Source organism: Legionella sp. W05-934-2, assembly GCF_964199965.1.
Classification (GTDB): Bacteria; Pseudomonadota; Gammaproteobacteria; order Legionellales; family Legionellaceae; genus JAFIFT01.
The window spans coordinates 13,970-32,104 of sequence record NZ_CAXMZT010000017.1 but is presented as its reverse complement, the minus strand read 5'-3'; the positions used below and the strand labels follow the sequence as shown (position 1 = coordinate 32,104).

Genomic DNA, 18,135 nt, shown 5'->3' with positions numbered 1-18,135 from the left:
CATAACATGGCTATTGACATTACTACATCCATTTTCGTGAATTTTACGCCTCAGTTTTTTCTTCAGCCATATTTTAGATCATATTATGGTTCATATGTTCTAGTGTAGGCCATGTTGATGTTATTTTTTTATATCTTTCTAGGGTAATGTGAATCAAAGAATCACCTTGTTCTTCGCTTTGGAAATATAGGAATAAACAATCATCCTAGCCATAATTCGGTCAACTATTTTGCTTGATTTAGGTTTCAGTCATATACTTAATTAAGATGAATAAAATCAACTGATATTCCGCCTGATTCATGGCCAGCTTATGGAAACAAAAAAGGATGCAGCTGACTAAACCGAGGTGCTTAAACAAAGAGATATTCAAGTGGAAAGATTGTCGAGTATGCTTGATAAACCAGTGACGAATGATCCGAAAGTTAAACAAGATATTGATAAGCGAAATGGACTGCTTGGGCGGATGTTTACCGCTATTGCGTTGGGCGATCTTAAAATGAATGGGCAACCACCTAACCAAGACTACCAACTGGCTGAACATTTAACCCATGGTGGGCGAATTTTCTTTTATCTTAGTAACCTAGATGCAAATGACCAAATTGCGTTTAAGCAGTGGCTAAAAGGCGATGCACCAATCAAGCAGCGAACATCGGCGACTCATGCCATTGGCTATGATAAAAATAATCAACCAATGGATGTGAAAACCAGTCCTAGCCAAGCGTTTGGTCGAAGTATGATTGCCAAAGCAAAGGGAAAACCCACTCACTATGGCATGGATGTCCACGCAGGGGGATATGGAAAAAACATCAAGAACTATAAAGGGGAGACAAAGACGGTTTTCAGATTATTGGTCAGGGGTTTGGCGTATCACCACGCCGATTGTCCAATCAGTTTCCTGAGTATCATTGAGCAATTGGATAGGCTGATTAGGGTCTAACCCATATCCTTCCACCATGAGTGCATAATAATAGGATGGAAACAGGCAATAGCCAAAAAGGTATTCATCATTGGGATATTGACGTTGCATTTCAAGCCATTGTTGATGACACACGGCTGTGTCTGCCTGAGCTAACAAGGATTCATTGGTAAACTGGGATCCCTGGAAGGTAAAGGGTTTGTGTTTGGCTAAAGTGGCAATTCCGCCCATCGCATACCAACGCGATACGGTATTGGCTTGGAGCATGGGCTGGATTATCCGATTCACATGATGAATGGTATTCATCAGCGGTGAGACTTCTTTCTCACACGTATACGCATCTCCCTTGGCATGCTGGCCGTCAGGTAATTCATAGTCGGTGATAAAACAAGGTGCGCTATTTAGAAACTGGTGAGACACTTCAGTCTGCCCAAGACCAAGAAAACTCTTGATAAAGAGCTTAAATGATTGGCCATGTACTGAGATCGATTTAACATCACTTGAGTCAACGGTGTTTTCATCCACTGGAAACGCAATCTGCACCGATGCACCCCCCATATCCATCACGCCCACTGGTTGGCTACTCTCGCTATTGAACGTTCCTAACTGATAATTAATGGCAAGCCAACCAAAAAGACCTTCTTCGGTTCCTGTGAGTGTCCGCGAATCTGCCAGCTTCCATTGAGACTGCGTGGCAAACCAATTTTTTAAATAGTGATATCGTTCTTGCTGCTTTTGCTTAGGTAATAAGCGCATTCCCGCTGTTGCATAAAAGAAAACAGGGATGGATTGGTTTGGTGCTTGGGAAAAAAGCGTCGTTAAATACGCATCCATGGTCGCTTGATTAGCTTGAATGGTTGCAAACCCAGGTTTGATGCTTTTAGACCATTTTTCTGCAATATGAATGGGTGTATTGGTTTCATCCACATCGTACTGATAAATATGCAACCGAGAACCGGTGCTGCCGGCATCAATGACCGCGATACAGCGGCTTTGCTGGCAATCAAGAGACTGGGCAAAATTGAGACTGCAAACCAATAATAAGGAGAGCAATAGAACAATACGAGCGGATAAACGCATTTTTAAAACCAGAAACAACAGTGCCCGAATGATACATTGTGATTAATATCTTGTCAAGGTTGGAGGCTAGTTATTCCTGCATCCGCTGTATCGGACCATTCCTTTGTGCAGGACAAAAAATCATATCTAAGACGTGCCCGCGCACGGGCTCGTATTAGTTCTTTGTTTTTTTTGTCCGGTACAAAGGGACCATTCTGACGATAAGGGATTCTTAATATTGCCTTAATATGAATAAAGTATGATCAGAGTAATTGATATGTGTGCGATTGAGCAATTCTATCTCTCTATTCAGAATATCAAGGAGAAAAGAAGCCCGCTTTAATAGCACTTAGCCACTTTTATGAGAATAATTTATGTCAAAAGAACGATTTGAAGATACGCGAACTCTGGTAAAAGCTAATATCCTTGCGCGTAGCATCAAAGAAGACCAAGCGTTTGTCGCTACTCAGTGGCTTAAAACATTTAAACATAATGAGATAACTGACCCAGCCACATCGATTTCAAAACTGATGTTGGCTTGTATTGCCATAGGGGATTTTAAAACCCGGTCTTCCTTGGTGAGTAAGGAATTAACAAACCCGCCTGCCACGTTAGCCGCCATTGATTATCTTTCTCATGCAAGCCGTATCATCATTGATTATCAAAATTTAAGCGAAACAGACAAAGCTGAATTTTTAAAATTCTTCCCCAAGGCGGGTGAAAATGGGGTTGTTTCTCGCTCAGCAACGCATGCTGTGGTTCGTCAAGACAAAGAAATCACTGAATTAAAAGGTTTTATGTTGGGTGTTGTCGGTCAATTACCCACGATGATTAAAGCGGCTTATGACTTTGGTGTTAACATTGCCATGGGTGGTGAGGGAGAAACCAATTTGGTGGGTAAGCGTGTGACTGCCAATGGTTTCAGTGGCCATCTTTATTTCCACCATAATGATGCCGAAAAGCTGATGATGGTTGGTTTGGAACAAAGTGCACCGGCGACGTCAATTTTAGAAGCGATTTGGGGACATACGCCCACCGATAAAGATGTTCAAGAAGAAAGCGATCAATTTGGGCAAGGCCACTCATTAACAGGAGCCTCTGATACTTACACTGCCGCTGGGTCGTTATACTTTAGTGACCCAGTGTATCAAAGCAAATTATTGTGCGAAACAAAAACAGCAACACCGGATAAATATGGTGCAATGCAAATCACGCTAACCGATGACAATTGGAAGTCTATTAAAGCGTATTTATTAGAACTCAATGATCACCAAGAGAAGGGCCAAGATGCGCTTATCCTAAAAAAATTGTTGACGCCACCGAGTACAGCAAAGGATGAAACTCAAGCAATCACAAGTTATATTGCCTTGGATTTTCGCGCCTATTTGAAAGAGATTGCTATTTTATTAGATGAAATTCCACTTGAAAAAAGAAGCGAAATTAAAACCAAGCAGCTTGAATTTCAACAAAATCTGCTGGGGCATATCAGTGAATTACAAGCCGGTAATGTTGATGTCTACGAATCATTTTTGAATTCAATCAAATCAATATGCTCAGTGCCAGACACGCCAACCGCATATATTCGAGCCATTTCTCGCATTGGCGATTTATTTACACTTCAGCAAGAATTTGATCCAAAATTAAAACAAACGCATTTAGATTATTTGGTACAACAAGAGATCACTGAAGCATTAAATCGCATTACTATCTTGCAAGAAAAATCCAAGATTCTTAAGGACTATTTTTCAACCGATCATATCTCCAAAGAAAACGGTGTGGGTGTTTTTCTTTCCAAATTAGAAGAACAGAATAGGATTTTAGCCGCCATAAAAAAGGAATTACTGAACGATAGTGGCCAGACTATTGAAAAAAGTAGCGAGCCCCGCTCTTTAACCGACAGCGCATTGTTACAAAGCACCCTCGAAAGCGGTTGGTTAGATATGTCACCAGTGACTATGAGCCAGTTACAAGGACATCAAAATACCATCGACAGTATTGATTTGTTTCTAAACAATACGCCAAGACTTGTTTCAGAATCGACATTCCTAAAAGTTAAACAGGTGAATATACAACTCCTTTCTGAGATTCAAAGCCAACAAGATGCACTTGAAAAACAAAAGCAAGAAATTAGCGAAAAGGCGAAGAAGATACTTAAGCTTGAGAATGACATCAAGGAAATGGGTGAGTCCCATGAGCAGGAAAACAAAAAGCTTATGGAGGGCTTGGAAGAGCTAAAAAAAGCACACCAGTGGATGATAAAAATTATTGAGGAAAGTGAGAAAACCATTGAGGAAAGTGAGAAAACCATTGAGGAAAATGAGAAAACCATTGAGGAAAATGAGAAAACCATTGACCAATTAGCGCTTGACGCGAAAAAACTCACCCAATCCTTAGAAGAAGAAAAATCAGCCCACCTATTAGCATTACAAAATGTTCGGGCGTTAGAAGAAACGAACCAACAGATCAATTCATCTTTGAAACAATTGCAACAGCAATTTATCGATCAAGCTCGAGATTTAAAAACAATTTCGCAAGAACTGGAAGAAAAAATCCAGCAACTCAAAACTGTGCAAGAAGAAAATTCTCTATTAGGCGAACAAATCACTTTATTAACCAATCAAAACAAGCAACAAACCACGGAAATAGAGCGACTCAAAAAAATTGTTGAGACTCAGACAACAGATAATACGCAAGAAGCCTCGCCATGGTTGCAAGATGCGTTGGTTAATATGGCGCTAATTTATAGCCATCTGAAGGCAATCGAGGAACATGGGGCGTCTTTATCAAAGCGGGGATATACGCGTGAGACCGACGTTGCCAAGGAATTAGTAAAAGCGATTCGTCAAGAAATGGCAACTTATCTTAAAGATAGCAATCAACATCCCAAACAAGCGTTAGAGGCATTTAAACAATCCTGCCAAACTCACATTAGCCAAGCGACACCAGTACTAGAAGTTCATCGGGGTTGGAAAAGGCTATTAGGAAATTTGTTGGCCTGCATCTTAGGTCTTGGTGTGGGCTATGTCGTGGCTGGCACGATGAATTATTTTAAAACAGGGAATTTCTTGTTTTTTAATGAAACTGCAAGTATGCAAAAGGTAAATGCACTCAATACCAGCCTGGATGACTTTGCCAAGCAGGAAGAAAAGCAGCCTCGATTTAATCCTAATAACGCATAGGGGAATCAGCTCCTGGTGATAATCAGGATCGGTGGTATGGGAAGTTAGCTATAACTTGGGACCACTGTTTTCATGGGTCTTGTCCAAATCCTCGATGCTTAGAACGTCATCTTCACCAGCTTTTTCGGTTTTCAGTATAGCTTTCGATGCGCTATTCGTATACATATCCATGGCACCGAACGCCTTGTATACATTACTGACGTATGGTTCTAATGATTTTATGAAATTAGATACCACACCAGGATTTTCTTGTTGTTGCTCAGTTCCATCTAATTTTCGATTGAGGGATAAAATGGTTGACTTGGTAAGATGGACCCCGGCATAAGCAAAATACTTCATTCTATTCGCTACTAACTCTTCGGGCTTCGCATCGTTAAAGGTTTTTTTGATCGCCTCAAAATGGGCTAGGGCGATAGTATTGATTTCTGGCGACACTGATTTATCATCTTCAATGTGCTGGATTAACGCATCCAGATTTTTTATTAATTCATTTTTATATCTTAAAATTTCTTTTATCTCAGCTGACTTGAGTGATGAATCAGGCGTTTTAGTATTTTGATCATCGGTGGTTAAATGACTTCGAAAAAATACTGACTTTAATTTTGAAAAAAATTTCATGACTAGCACTTATCATCGGGATTTCTTTGATTATAGGTTATTTATGGTTGACGTGGCGATATTAGCCGCTGGATGATGGTGCTATCATTGGTACTGCCATGCATTTGGGGGCATTCACGGATTAGATATAATACACGGCTAGTGAGCCTGGATTATAGTCCTTTGTCAAATTAGGTCGATAAGTTATGATCGTTAGTATCAATACCCAAGTTACATCAAAATGCTAATTTATAGGCGACTCGGGTATAGGTAAATTAATTGTCAAATAATTAGAAATTTACAGGTGTATAAAGCAATCACCTCTCCATCGACGTACTGCGAATCGTTCGTGGCGTCCAGGATATGACTATCCCCTCCGACGTGCCGCGACTTGTTCGCGGCATCCAGGAGATGCTTGAATTGTATGACAATAATTAGTTTTTTAGTCCAACACCAACAAGGAAGCAACATGAGTTCATATTATGTCTATATACTCGCTAGTAAACGCAACGGAACACTATACACGGGTTCTACAAACGACTTGATTAGACGCGTTTGGGAGCATAAGAATCAGGTTGTTCCAAGCTTTACCTCCAAATATAAAATCCAAATGCTTGTGTATTATGAGATACATGATACTTATTATGATGCTGCAAAACGCGAAAAGCGTTTTAAAAACTGGCCTCGGCGTTGGAAAATTAATTTAATAGAGCAGTTGAATCCAAATTGGCTTGATTTATATCAAGAAATTTATAGTTAAAAACAACACCCCCTGGATGCCGCGAACGAGTCGCGGCACGTCGGCGAGGGGGTATGGGCATCCCCTGGATGCCGCGAACGAGTCGCGGCACGTCGGCGAGGGGGTATGGGCATCCCCTGGATGCCGCGAACGAGTCGCGGCACGTCGGCGAGGGGGTATGGGCATTCCCTGGATGCCGCGAACGAGTCGCGGCACGTCGGCGAGGGGGTATAGGCATCCCCTGGATGCCGCGAACGAGTCGCGGCACGTCGGGGGGGATGGATATTACCTGGAGGGGGAACGAGCTCTGATGAGTTGGAGGAATGACTATCGTCTGGGAGAAGTGGTTTATAAATGAATCAAGAGTCAAACAATGGATGATTCACAAATTCTCTAATCATGTGTCGTGACAATTCGTATTGAAATCACCTGATACGGCCAACCCGTTGGGTACGTTTGCGGACTATCCCAAACAAGATAAAAAGGACCAGGGTCTACTTGTGTTCCATGGGCTGCGATGTATTCCCAACGGCCATCTTTTGTTTTATTTGCCCTCGATTGGGAATTGGGGGTTTCTTGATAGGCCAGATAGGCTTTTCCTTTTGATGTAAAATATCTCAACGGAATTTGTGATAGATACTCGTCCTTGGTGTTGATGATGACAAGCTGATCTCGTTTAACGTTTTCTAAATTAGCATGAAGCCCTTTAGCAAGAATTTCATTAAAATCAAAGGCGTCATATTCTTTGGTGATACCAGCGTATTCTGGGTTATCGACTACCACGACGTGGTGGGTTTTGAATTGCTTTTTTAACTCAGATAGCGTGTAGTGCTTTTCCCCAATCTTAAGGCTTTGCTCTGGTTCAAGGGCATAAGTAGGACTGGCAACGAATAGCAACAATATCCCGCAGAGTATTATCGTACGAAATAGGTGTATCATCAAGATAGACATGATGCCCTATCCATTAAGGGGTTGGTCAGGGTGATTTATACCCACTATTTTCACTATTTTCAGGCTCTGTCGCCATTTTTTCTGCTTTGGTATCGACTGCCCCTAAGTTGAGCCCTTGGGCGTCACCCTCTTCCTTGGTATCAACTGGGCTGCCTTTTTGCGTATTAAGATAGTGATCTTTAATTTGGTCCTCAGAGATTACTGGAGCTTGCTTATTATTCACCAAATTGTCGGGTTGAACATGAGCCCATCGGGATACGGGAGGTTTGTTTGCCATAACGATTCTCAATAAATCCACATAGAGTAAGTATAGCTCAATCTGGTTTATATCGATTAAGAAGCGTTTGAAGTGTCCCCATTGGAAATATATGAAACACTTTGGAGCGGGTTAACCAATCATAAACCGGTTGGACCTTGTTTGGGAACGATCGATATTGGGTTTTCATTTTTCTTTAATTTACTAATTAAAGCGATGGCAATTCCTGCGAAAATGAACAGGCCTCCTATATATTGGGAAGGTTTTGGGAGCGTGCCTAGAATAAGAAATGAAAGAAAGATAGCTGAAAACGGTACCAACGATTTACTTATGGCAACATCCGCGATGGATGAACTTTTTATTCCCCAAAATTTTATATACTGATAAAGTGCAATGACGACCCCGCCATAAAATAACATCCATTGCCATAGAAAGGGGGAAAATAAGTCGATGAAATGCGAAGGGCCAAATAAAACCATGACAAAGATAAAAAAGAATATGACCCCAAAACCCATACTGAAGACATTAAAAACACTCTCAGGCATTGTCTTGATGGCACGAAAAATGATCACCGTATTGATAGCCCTCATTAATACGGCAACAAATATAAACATTTCTCCAATATAAGGTATGGATGAGATTCGATTATTGCTGGTTAGAACGTCTGTTGTGGTGGCGTCATTGGTCTGGCTCGACAAAAAATATGGCAGTAAAACTAACAAGGCGACACCCAGCGTCGTTAAAAATGCGGCGAAAATCGTCATTGCCGTTGGCTTATCTTTTAAATAAATCCAACCGGCTAATATATAAAAGGGTGTTTGTAAGGTAGATATCAAAATGACATTGATAATGTTGGCATACATGATGCCATAGAAAAACAAGGTGGGTATGATAAATCCATTTAAAAGGGCACCGAATAGAATGGTCGACCATTGTGTGCGGTCTAACGTGGCGGGTTTGAATGTTTTCAGGTCGCGATAGTATAAAAGGCTTAGTGTGATTAGGGCAACTAAGCTGCTTGCAAATAAGACATTGCAAAAAGAAATGGGGTTATTTCCATTGATGAGATGTTGATTGCCAACGTCAATCAGCTTTGCGATGGTTGGGTTTCCTGCACTGGTGATGATGGCGCTTAGGAGAAGCAATAGCATCCCGGTGAGTCGTTTAGAAACGCGCATAGGGCCTCATTGGTTAGCAAATAATGAATAATTTATTTTAATTTAGCATTGAATGGAGATTAATCGCTAGTCCTGAGGGCTTATAACATTGAGTGAACTTGAGCATAACTCGGGCACGCAAACGCAAACGTGTACGTTCACGAAAAACATTCGCATTCGTGAGTATATTCTGGATATCATAATATTTTTATATATGGTATTTTTGAACGAACCCTGCATGGCAGATAACAACCGAAAGACATGTTACGTTATCAATCAATTATATTTTTGGGATTACTGTTTGCCTATTTATTCTTTGGTCAACTCATTGCTGCCTGGCCTTTTACCATGGATGATAGCTTTATTAGCTTAACTTATGCCAAGAACTGGGTTGAACATGGCAGTATCGCTTGGAATAACGGAACATTATTGGTTGAAGGCTATTCCAATTTTTCTTATGTGATCCTTGCTGCATTAGCCCTGAAGGTGGGTTTAGATGCAGTAATTGTTTTAAAGCTTGTGAGCATAGCACTATTTGCGGTGACGCTGTGGTTTCTTTATCGTTTAAGCAGATTATGGGTAACCGCTCACTATGCATTCATTCCTTGTTTATGGTTGCTTTGTTATAAAGGCCAAATATTATGGACAGTCAGTGGCCTTGAAACCAGTGCATTTCAATGCCTTCTCATGCTTAGCACCTATTATGTACTTCGTGGATTAGGTTATAAGGCAGTGAGCTACCCACTCCGATATGAAACCCATCGACCGATTAATTTTAAAGCATTTTTTCTTTGTGGCTTTTATTTAAGCCTAGCAGGGCTAACGCGGCCGGAAACCCCAGCTATTATGCTAGCCATGCTGCTCATCCTATGTGTCTTTTATGGTGATTTTCACATGGAGAAAATGCGCTTTTTTCAAGCGATGGGTATCGTGCTTCTGGTGATTAGTTTGGTCTATGTGCCCTATTTTTTATGGCGATGGCATTACTATGGGCGTTTTTTTCCCAATTCGGTGTATTGCAAGTGGCTCGTTCAGGATAGCAAAGGGGTACTGGATGGGCAGTATCTTGCCTTAATTTGGCCGTTGGTGCTACTGGCCTTGCCCTATTGGTTTTCTGAAAAAGACAAGAAAACACTCTTTTTAATAAGCCCAAGTATCCTTTATCTGGTTTTACTCTATGACGCCGATATCATTTCTGGCTTTGATAACCGCCTATTTTTACCCGCTTTTTGCTTACTCTTACCCTTGCCAGCATTGGGTCTTATCAAACTCAGTCAATATCTGATGCAAAATGAACGTTATACACGTATATCGGTGTATCTGGGTAGCTTCATCGTTGGCCTATTTCTTCTCCCTAATTACAGCCTAAAAAGTTACCATGAATATGCCAAGTCCAGTTTAAAGAGTATTGATTATCGGCTCAAATTGGTGAGCTGGTTAAAGCCCCATTTAAAAGCCAATGAGACGATGGTTATTGCCGATTCAGGTTTTATTCCTTATGTCTTGGATGTGAATGTGATCGATTCTTACTGTTTGAACAATCCATGGATGACACAAGCGCCTATCCATTATTCTTATCCGAAATTTGTTGATTGGGTGATAGATAAGCAAAAGCCTGAATGGATTATTATAAGCATCTGGGAAAATAACACCCGAGGTTATATTGAACCGGCGGCCCGACATTTTCTAACCAATCAGCGCTTTTTCAATCGATATCACTTGGTTCATACTGTCTCATCAAGGATAAATAGCAACGCCTATCAGTATCAAATATATGGGCGAAAAAATGGATAGCATAAGCATTTCAGGCACTTGGTGCCACACATCAGGATATAACTTTGTTACAAAAACCCCTCTCCCGCGCTTCGGGCACCCTCTCCCCATTTCCGGGGAGAGGGTAAATTGAGGGAAGTTATTTAGAAGTCATGTAGTATTAAAAAGTAATTTGGGTATATGTATACTTATCAGCAATTTCAGCTAGGCAAACATCACTTAGTGCGGTTCTATGATGAATGCATTGGAAATGAATTGACATTATGTCTCACCAAAGGCGGGACATGGACGCGGTTGATGATAAATGGTCAGTCTATTATCGATGGCTATCAAACAGAAGCTGAACTTGATGAATTGCCAGCGGCAAAAAATGTTTTTTTATTTCCCTTTGTTAACCGTTTAAAAGATGGGCGTTTATCCTGGCAGGGGCAAACGTATGATTGGCCCATCAATGATGCTTGTTACCACCATGCTATTCATGGGTTTGGTATGCATCTGCCCATGCAGTGGACGATTCAATCATTGTCCCCTTTGGTGTTTGATATATATACACACTATCCGGGTCACTATCCTTATTATCCCTTTGCATTTGAATTTTGCGCTACCCATCAGTTGGGAGATTTTGGTGAATTGCGGGTAATCATGCAGGTTAAAAATGTGGCTAAGACCTCATTCCCTTTTGCCATGGGGTTTCATCCCTATTTTCAGATAGCCAGTTCAATTGATGAATGCTATCTAGATATCCCGCCAGTGGACAAATTGGAGTTGGATCATCGCATGATGCCAACAGAGAACGTTGTGGCCATCCAGGAAACAAAACATCAGTCACTTAGCAAAACAACTTATGATGATTGCTTTCAAGTTAAACAGCTTAATAGCATCGCTCATACCCGATTATCCAATCCAACCAATGAGCTGATTATATGGCAACAAGTGGGTGCTTATGGGTTAAATTATCTACAAATATATACGCCGCCTCCTAGAAAAAGTATTGCCCTCGAGCCAATGACCAGTGCCGTTGACGGTCTTAATAATCGTATGGGTGCCTGGATATTAAAGCCAGGCGAAAGACGCGATGTTTCGTGGGGCGTTATTGTCCCATTATCGAAGTGATGGGACGATATTAATGGGTGGGTGAATGATTACTCAGTGGCTTCGTTTGATGACTCTGAATCAGTGCATCGAGTTCTGCAAGCACATTCGTTAATTGGGGTCTTGCATCCACTTTTTCATTCGTCATTGATTTTAAGAGTCTTAGCAATGCTTGTTGATGTTCAACCGATAAGTCATCCAAATCTTGAAATATGGATTCAAACGCATAATGACCATCAAGGTGGCCGGTATATCGATTTAACATACAATCAAAGCATTGAGAATCATAACTATGGGACGTTTGTTTGCTGTCTTGTTTGTTCAAACTTTTAAAATAGTTCACACAGGTTCCTTGGCGTGCAAATGTTTTATGCCTTTAATCAATTGAAATTCTTCTAATACTTTGCGAGGGGTGTTGCTGCCACTTAGATCGTATATTTTAGCCTTGCGCTTTTTGTCAGCTTCCTTTTTCTGAAAGATAAGATTGCCATCTTGGTCATATTTCAATACCCCGCGTACTTTATGAACGCTAGAGAATCCCCCTTTGCCAAGCGTTGAGAGTGAAATGACTTCAAATACAAATTCTTTGGGATTGCTCGCTTTGGGTCTACGAACAATGGTGTCTGCTACTTGGTATTCTTGATCACGAATTTTAAAATGTTCGCCAGCTTCAAGGCAGTTTTCAGTGTCACTGAACAGCCTCAGAAAGCGCTTAAGTATCGCTAGGTCATCTTTGCTAATGTTCGAATTGACATGAATGACTTTCAAACTGCCCTCCAGAAGGCACATAAAAAGGGTAAAATTTTAACAAATCTACCTTAAGGAGTATTAAGTTCTCATATCATAAAATGAAGAATCTTTGTACCGGAAAAAATAGCATTACAGCAGTTGTTGCTATGCTCTGGGTAGCAATGACAGCAAGATAAATTTATACCTGGTAGAAGGAATCGGCTTCGCCGATGCTCCCCGTATTCCGGCCAAAGGCCTTCATAGGGGCTACTTTTAAATGTAGCCCGCATGCAACAAAGTGGAATGCGGGAACTACAACTAAACATAGCAAGGTGTCTGGCACTAAAGAGACGAATCGCTAGACACGTTGCTTGGGTATATAGATATTAAATGTGCCCGTTGCCAAGGCATACAAGGTATTCTCATCGTTTGCTTGATACAGTTCAGCGACGACTGAACTCAGTGATTTGCCTTTATGGACCACGCGAGCTTCAGCATAAATGACATCACCCAACTTGACGGGCTTAAAGTATTTTACCCCCAAATCGACCGTGGAGCATAACGCCTCGCGTTGTAACTGGGTAAAGACGGCGCAGCCACAGGAAAAATCAAGAAAGCCAGAAATAACACCACCATGTACGGCCATACTGGGGGAAAGATGGGCCTCTCGTATGATTAATTTTGTTTTGGCATAGCCTGCATTGATGTCATACTTTTCAATACGATAACCAAGCCACTCCCCGTATTTATCATTTAAGGGGGGTGAAACGCCTTTAAGCTCTTTTAGAAATTCAAAAAAATTCATTTTCCCTCCAAGGTCATGTTCTATATCTGTTCAAATTAAAGGATAGCTAGTTGCGGCATTTTCAATATGTTGTTCTTGCCTGGGTGCTTGGTGAGTCAAGCGGTAGACAGTTCGAAGGTGATCAATTGTTTCATCGATACGATCCAGGTTAGACTGCGTTAATTGAAAAACCAATGCTAAAAATTGTTGGGGCAAGTTATTTCTGCTAAAAAATTGGGGCGATGAATCTTTTGTTACCAACAATGCTTGTTGTTGATTAAATTCATGCAGGGCTTCAAAAAATGCGATTTTCTCAAGGTGAATCGGATAATCTTTGTTAGGCAATAAATCATTTTTTTCCAGTGCTGAAACCCTTAGTTTATGGGTACTTATCAATTTCATTAAAGTCAAAATCGCTGAAGCGGTTTTGCTCGTTGGTTGTGCATCAACCAAATTACCCCTATCATTCAGCTTGCAATGGATAGTCGATGCAATCCCATCGAGGTAACTGACTATTTCGGGATAGTAGTGAAACAAATGGTTTAGGACCGAGCTCACTAACAAGGGTGACTTTGCAATCACTGATTTGGGCATTGCAATCATGGTACCTGCTTTTTTAATTAAACCATCGATTCGTGTGCCAACTAAATCAACTAGCTTTTCTTCATCGACATGGACTTTTTGATTTAATAAGCTTGCTTGTTTCTGATATTCCTTAAACTGTTCAACCACAGATTGGTAAGTGGGCAAGGGCTTCAATTTTTCGATTAACTCAATATGGTGGCTGACCATTTCTTTAAAGACAAGCTCATAGTCAGAAGTAAGCTGATATTTATTTGATTGAGGTTGACAGTCAATGCCAGAGTCACTCTGGTATCTTTGAATAAATTTAATCAGCATGTCCTTAATCGGGGAGTCTTTATGGAACATGGGTCTTTTGGCCAATAAAAAGATGGACTCAATTTTTTGCCAAAGCGCTTGGGTCGATAAGGTTTTTCCCTTGGCATCACCAATGTCATTTTTCCTCTCGAGCCAAACAACATCCCCAAAATAGGCTTGCCACTTTTGATTGATAAGCGCTTTGTTTGTATAGCGAGAAGACAAGTAGTTCTCATAGTCAGCTTTGGTCTGATAGAGAATGGCGACTAAGCTAAGTCGCTGCGCAATTGCTCGGCTTTTAACGCGCTTTAATTCGCTCAGTCTAAGATTATAGTTAAGTTGATCGTCGCCGTTTTCCAACACGATTTTATTATGCCATTGCACCATTTCTATGCGGCAGGACTCATAATCTGCTTGGTTTTTTTGATATACCCCTAAAAACTCTTTGCGCTGAAGAAAGAGGGTTAAGGCTTGGTATTCTTTTTCAAATAACAATAAAATAGGAAGCGGTGAATTTGAGCGGCTCAACGAATTGATTAGGGTTCCTAAGCGTGATAACTGCGAGTTGAGTTGTTGATATAAAGGCAAATGATGATGGGAAAACAGTTCTGAAGATAAAAAACGACGAGACGTGTAGGTTGATGATGCCTCTTTATTGACTTGTCCTAACAGGGTGCGTGTGTTATTTTTTAACGTTGATTCAAGATCCTGACAGGCGTTGGTCAAATCAAAGCCGATTAACGATTCCCAAAAAGTGGGGGAGTCATTGAAATCTTCTCCCAATGGATCCATGATAGTTCCCTTTGCGTCATTGCTCTAATACCCAAAACCCTTATATCAGCGTATGTCGATTCATTTCTATATTCAAGAGTAATCAATTCAGTGATAAATTGCTACACTTTCGCCCAATCCTGGTTGAAAATTATTCAACAACATGAGTCATAGCAAGGTTGACAAAAAAATGACCTTAAAATATAATAGTTGGTCACAAAAAGACTGAGTCTGCCGATCGGTGGTCCTTACTTTGTGGGGGGTCCCAAGGCAAATCCAATCATGTCAGGAGTTTTAAACAATGTCTTACCAATATAATCCTCATCACCATGTCAAAGTGTGGCTTTCCAAAGATCGCGATGTTTTCATGAACTTTGAAAACCAAACACGTCTCATTGATATTCGCTTTAATAACCCCAAAGCACAGTTATCGTTGGTTTATGACTCCACCTTATTAAACCCACAAGCACAACAAGATCTAGCGCTGTTTTGCCAAGAAAATAGTATTGATCCGATTGATGCAAATACCTTCTACGATATGGAACTGACTGAGAAGGAGAAAACCCTACTAACGTTCTATAAAGATGAAATTACCCATCTTACTAACGGTGGCAATTTAGGGGTTGCCAGCGATATTTTACGCGTGTTGCCACCCACCTACCGCCAAGGGACCTACTCGGACCTCGACGCACCCGTTGATACCCACGCTTTGCCAGACGTTATCGAAGTGGATTCACCATTACTCCTAAATATGGGGAGTCTAAAGCTCTTCGGGCAAAAAGAGTTAATTTATGCAGTCAATGAGCTTATCGCGGTAGTTGATGAAGAAGGTGCTAGACCTTACTTAGAAGAGCTTCATAAAGGCATGATTAAGCAATTAACTGAATTTAAGAGCGATCTGATTGACAAATCCATCAACGATGTCTCTCAAAATAGTTATATTCGCGCTCTGGCTACAAGGCTTTACAAAGGACGTCCCGATGCAGTATATATCGACAAAAGTAATGAGCTAACGCCACCTGACAATAATCGGTCTTCGCGAAATCTTCGTACGTATATTTACGATATGACCAGCGATTCAGCAAAATATATCGAATTCCACCGACAAACGCCGGATGAGGATGAGCAAGATGTTATTAAACGTTTAAGAGAGGAGGTTCGAGCTCAAGCAGGAATTACCCAATGGTTATTTGCTCGAGCGGAATACAACAATGCGAAGCAGATGCTTGCGTTGGATGATGAGGCCTTTGTTCAGGCACATATGGCAAAAGAGCGTTCGTTTTATTTAAGATTTATCGTCCTTTGCACAACAGGCCCCCTTGAAATGACAAACAGTCTTTTCAATTCGTTAATTGTTACCAAAGATTATATTGACGAAAATGTGAAGCAAATGACATTTCGTCATTATGGGGTGGATAAAGAGTTTGCTGTATGCATACAAATTCCTCTTCATGCGTCCATTGGCGATATTTTTGAATTGTTGAATAAAGATGTTGGTATCAATAGCGATGCTTCCTGGCTGCCGGAAGGGATAAGCAATATCCAAGAAAGAGAAAAAGCGATGAGAGCGCGACAAGAAGTGCTAAGAACAGGGTTAGCCGAGGAGTTGGCGGAATCCAAGAAGCATATCGAAGCGTATCGCGATACATTGCAAAATCGACAAGATGGTTGGTTTGGTTTTATCTTTCATTCCCGCAGGCAAGCAAAAATTGATGCGCTTAACAAGGTACTAGGCTGTTTTGATAATGATGCAGGCACGTTAGATATTCGCAAATTTAAAAATGCATTGGAAGACATTAAACCCAATGAAAAAGTCATATTTGCTGGGTATTTCTCTAGTAATACTAAGCAATTGATTAAGGGATTAGAAAAGCTTTGTCGAGAAGCGGTTGTGTTAAGTGTTACGAAAGATCAAATGCCATCATTTACCACATCGAAACAAAGTCCTAATCCGATGAGCAAACTGTTGACTGGACCAACATCATCTACGTCAGAATCTTCCACTACGGCTAAACCTACTGATGCAAAAGTCTCCGTCACTGCAAACTCCGTGACTATTGAGACTGCCCCCAATGTGCCAACCTTCCCAGCAAGTGAGGATAATGGTTTTCAACCTACTATGAAGTAAAGTGGGTATCCTAGCGTGTCACAGCAATAAGGAGGCGAAAGCCTCCTTTTTATTTGCTTAATCCGGTTAGTGACACCTTTTAATAATCTATACTTGTATTGATATATCTCTACCAATTTGTGTATCGAGGATAGCAATATGACTTATGAGATAGAAAAAATCGATGATGAAATCATCCAAACTCTAAATACCTTGTTAGAGTTTGAAATGGCGGGTGTCGTTCGCTATACGCATTATTCTTTCATGGTATTTGGCTTTAATCGTATCCCTATCTGCAAGTGGATGCGGGATCAAGCTGATGAGAGTCTGCGTCATGCCAATCGGATTGGTGAAATGATTACGCATTTTTCCCATCATCCGACACTTAAAATCGGTAAATTATTAGAGACGCATAAACATAATATTCGTAACATCTTAGAAGAATCACTTGAGCACGAAAAACAAAGTCTGACGCTTTACCATCAACTGCTTAAGCAGACTGAAAATAAATCAGTGTTTGTTGAAGAATTTGCAAAGCAAATGATACAAGAAGAAGAGATGCACATCGGAGAAATTATTAAAATGCTTACTCACCCAGGAACGACGGATTAACTTGGCTGTGAGCCCATTCGACCAGGCGAAAGTGATATTGGTGAGAAGCTTACCAACCCACATATAACAGTTGTGGCTAATGTGGGCTGGCATCTGACAGAATTATTCGAGATGGAATAATTACCAGTATCGTCGGCAACGAACTTTACATTTTTTATAACCGTGATGCCAATAACAACGTTTCACACATTTATTGGGATTGAAATAAACTCCCGGTCCGTAAATAACCCAGGGTGACCAGTAGAATCTCAGTCCGCCATGCCAACCACCATGCCATTTACCATGATGTCCTCCATGCCATACGCCGTGATGCCCGCCGTGATGACCATGTTTGGCTAATTGAATGTTTGTTGGATTATTAGGTAGGCTATTGTTAGGATTTGCCAGACTTAGGCCTGGTAATAATGCCAGGGCTAGTGCCATTGACAAAAGGCGCGGTGAATGATCATTACCCGACTCATGTGATTTCATTTAACCCTCCATGACTATATATTTAACATTTGTAATTATAGTTCAAGTTTGAGAAAAGCCCGT

Annotated in this window: 17 protein-coding genes; 7 read left to right on the top strand and 10 right to left on the bottom strand. The window is 40.9% G+C overall.

Annotation, left to right across the window (positions count from 1 at the left end):
- Positions 1 to 388: 388 nt before the first annotated feature.
- On the top strand, positions 389 to 937 hold the full coding sequence (locus AB3348_RS14585; RefSeq protein ID WP_367608366.1) for a hypothetical protein: 549 nt from the start codon (positions 389 to 391) through the stop codon (positions 935 to 937).
- On the opposite strand, the gene AB3348_RS14580 is transcribed toward AB3348_RS14585, so the two are convergent.
- Positions 845 to 1,996, bottom strand: a complete 1,152-nt coding sequence (locus AB3348_RS14580; RefSeq protein WP_367608365.1) for a multidrug DMT transporter permease — start codon at positions 1,994 to 1,996, stop codon at positions 845 to 847. The two genes, AB3348_RS14585 and AB3348_RS14580, sit on opposite strands and share 93 nt — an antisense overlap.
- A gap of 353 nt (positions 1,997 to 2,349) precedes the next feature.
- Here AB3348_RS14580 and AB3348_RS14575 point away from each other — a divergent pair, with 353 nt between their 5' ends.
- Positions 2,350 to 5,154, top strand: a complete 2,805-nt coding sequence (locus AB3348_RS14575) for a hypothetical protein (protein WP_367608364.1) — start codon at positions 2,350 to 2,352, stop codon at positions 5,152 to 5,154.
- A 48-nt stretch (positions 5,155 to 5,202) separates the two neighbouring features.
- On the opposite strand, the gene AB3348_RS14570 is transcribed toward AB3348_RS14575, so the two are convergent.
- Positions 5,203 to 5,772 carry a hypothetical protein gene (locus AB3348_RS14570; RefSeq protein WP_367608363.1) on the bottom strand — a complete coding sequence of 190 codons (570 nt, stop codon included), beginning with the start codon at positions 5,770 to 5,772 and terminating at the stop codon, positions 5,203 to 5,205.
- Positions 5,773 to 6,220: 448 nt separating this feature from the next.
- Between AB3348_RS14570 and AB3348_RS14565 the strand changes: the two genes are divergently transcribed.
- On the top strand, positions 6,221 to 6,511 hold the full coding sequence (locus AB3348_RS14565) for a GIY-YIG nuclease family protein (protein WP_367608373.1): 291 nt from the start codon (positions 6,221 to 6,223) through the stop codon (positions 6,509 to 6,511).
- Between the two features lie 372 nt (positions 6,512 to 6,883).
- Here AB3348_RS14565 and AB3348_RS14560 read toward each other — a convergent pair whose 3' ends face one another.
- From AB3348_RS14560 to AB3348_RS14550, 3 genes are all read right to left on the bottom strand, one after another.
- Positions 6,884 to 7,441 (bottom strand): hypothetical protein, encoded by a 558-nt coding sequence (locus AB3348_RS14560; protein ID WP_367608362.1) that lies wholly within the window; start codon positions 7,439 to 7,441, stop codon positions 6,884 to 6,886.
- 25 nt (positions 7,442 to 7,466) lie between these two features.
- Entirely contained in the window at positions 7,467 to 7,718 is a 252-nt protein-coding gene (locus AB3348_RS14555) for a hypothetical protein (RefSeq protein ID WP_367608361.1), read from the bottom strand.
- A 119-nt stretch (positions 7,719 to 7,837) separates the two neighbouring features.
- On the bottom strand, positions 7,838 to 8,875 hold the full coding sequence (locus AB3348_RS14550; RefSeq protein WP_367608360.1) for a DMT family transporter: 1,038 nt from the start codon (positions 8,873 to 8,875) through the stop codon (positions 7,838 to 7,840).
- A gap of 240 nt (positions 8,876 to 9,115) precedes the next feature.
- Between AB3348_RS14550 and AB3348_RS14545 the strand changes: the two genes are divergently transcribed.
- Both AB3348_RS14545 and AB3348_RS14540 read left to right on the top strand, forming a co-directional pair.
- Positions 9,116 to 10,648, top strand: a complete 1,533-nt coding sequence (locus AB3348_RS14545) for a protein LphB (protein WP_367608359.1) — start codon at positions 9,116 to 9,118, stop codon at positions 10,646 to 10,648.
- A gap of 159 nt (positions 10,649 to 10,807) precedes the next feature.
- A complete protein-coding gene (locus tag AB3348_RS14540) occupies positions 10,808 to 11,740 on the top strand; it encodes an aldose 1-epimerase (RefSeq protein ID WP_367608358.1) in 933 nt (310 codons plus the stop codon).
- Between the two features lie 10 nt (positions 11,741 to 11,750).
- Here the strand turns inward: AB3348_RS14540 and AB3348_RS14535 are convergent, their stop codons facing one another.
- The 4 genes from AB3348_RS14535 to AB3348_RS14520 form a co-directional block, all read right to left on the bottom strand.
- The gene (locus AB3348_RS14535) at positions 11,751 to 12,062 is read right to left on the bottom strand and encodes a hypothetical protein (RefSeq protein ID WP_367608357.1); all 312 of its coding nucleotides are present in this window, start codon (positions 12,060 to 12,062) and stop codon (positions 11,751 to 11,753) included.
- Positions 12,059 to 12,487, bottom strand: a complete 429-nt coding sequence (locus tag AB3348_RS14530; RefSeq protein ID WP_367608356.1) for a hypothetical protein — start codon at positions 12,485 to 12,487, stop codon at positions 12,059 to 12,061. The genes AB3348_RS14535 and AB3348_RS14530 overlap by 4 nt, the downstream gene beginning before the upstream one ends.
- A 319-nt stretch (positions 12,488 to 12,806) precedes the next feature.
- A complete protein-coding gene (locus AB3348_RS14525) occupies positions 12,807 to 13,253 on the bottom strand; it encodes a PaaI family thioesterase (RefSeq protein ID WP_367608355.1) in 447 nt (148 codons plus the stop codon).
- Positions 13,254 to 13,283: 30 nt separating this feature from the next.
- A complete protein-coding gene (locus tag AB3348_RS14520) occupies positions 13,284 to 14,903 on the bottom strand; it encodes a hypothetical protein (RefSeq protein ID WP_367608354.1) in 1,620 nt (539 codons plus the stop codon).
- Between the two features lie 280 nt (positions 14,904 to 15,183).
- Here AB3348_RS14520 and AB3348_RS14515 point away from each other — a divergent pair, with 280 nt between their 5' ends.
- Both AB3348_RS14515 and AB3348_RS14510 read left to right on the top strand, forming a co-directional pair.
- Positions 15,184 to 17,010: a glycosyltransferase family 88 protein gene (locus tag AB3348_RS14515; RefSeq protein WP_367608353.1), complete on the top strand. Its 1,827-nt coding sequence runs from the start codon at positions 15,184 to 15,186 to the stop codon at positions 17,008 to 17,010.
- Positions 17,011 to 17,148: 138 nt separating this feature from the next.
- Positions 17,149 to 17,601, top strand: coding sequence for a bacterioferritin (locus AB3348_RS14510; RefSeq protein WP_367608351.1), 453 nt, complete (start codon positions 17,149 to 17,151; stop codon positions 17,599 to 17,601).
- A 120-nt stretch (positions 17,602 to 17,721) separates the two neighbouring features.
- Here AB3348_RS14510 and AB3348_RS14505 read toward each other — a convergent pair whose 3' ends face one another.
- A complete protein-coding gene (locus AB3348_RS14505) occupies positions 17,722 to 18,072 on the bottom strand; it encodes a hypothetical protein (protein ID WP_367608350.1) in 351 nt (116 codons plus the stop codon).
- Positions 18,073 to 18,135 lie beyond the last annotated feature (63 nt).